The following is an 803-nucleotide window of genomic DNA, read 5'->3' as shown; positions in this document are numbered from 1 at the left end:
CCATGGCCCAGCCGATGACACGGCGGCTGAAGGCATCCAGCACGACCGCCAGATACACAAAGCCCGTCCAGGTCGGTACATAGGTGATGTCGGCAACCCACAGCACGTTCGGTGCGTCGGCATAGAAGTTCCGGTCCACCAGATCAGCGGCAGGGCGCACCCTTGGGGCGCGCTCCGTGGTCACCACGAACTTGCGGCGACTAACGCCTCTCAAGCCCTTGGCTAACATCAGACGCTCGACACGCTTGCGACCAACGAAGACACCTTCATCGGCCAGTTCGGCATGGATGCGAGGCGCCCCATAGGTTTGCTTTGATGCCTTGTGGATCGTCGCGATCCGTTTGGTCAGCGCCTCGTCGGCCACCTGCCGTGCGCTCGGCGGCCGGCTGTGATAGGCATAGAACCCGCTGCGGGACACTCCCAGTATGCGCGACATCATCTGGATCGAATACTCGGCCTGATTTGCGGTCATGAACTCGAAGACCTCCGCGATGTCACGTCGTTTTGTGCAAACCAGGCCGCAGCCTTTGAGAGGATGTCGCGCTCCTGGCGCAACTGTTTCACCTCGCGCCGAAGCTGGCGCAGCTCGTCACGTTCTGCGCTCGTCAGGCTGCTCGGGTCGTCGCCATCATCAACCGCCGCCTGCCTGACCCATTCGTGGATCGTGGCGGCGCAGGGTTCATACTCCCGCGCCAGGCTTTCAACACTGCGCCCGGTTCGCACCAGCGCGACCATTTGATCCCTGAATTCCGCAGGGTACGGGTTCCTCGTTCTCGGCATGAAAAACATTCTCCTTCATCGAT

2 protein-coding genes are annotated in these 803 nt (G+C 61.4%); both read right to left on the bottom strand.

Going from position 1 to position 803, the window contains the following annotated elements:
• Positions 1-472: IS3 family transposase (locus tag AC2D8P_RS16635; protein ID WP_484704005.1), on the bottom strand; the 472-nt coding region annotated here is incomplete at its 3' end.
• Positions 469-780 (bottom strand): transposase, encoded by a 312-nt coding sequence (locus AC2D8P_RS16630; protein ID WP_484704003.1) that lies wholly within the window; start codon positions 778-780, stop codon positions 469-471. The genes AC2D8P_RS16630 and AC2D8P_RS16635, both read right to left, overlap by 4 nt.
• Positions 781-803 lie beyond the last annotated feature (23 nt).

The organism is Roseovarius sp. YIN77 (genome assembly GCF_057219155.1).
Note: the sequence above shows the minus strand (reverse complement) of the source record. Positions and strands in the feature narration are given on the sequence as shown.

Excerpts from the sequence above, each read along its gene's own strand:
- AC2D8P_RS16630 (WP_484704003.1), bottom strand. The coding sequence starts at position 780 with ATGCCGAGAACGAGGAACCCGTACCCTGCGGAATTCAGGGATCAAATG.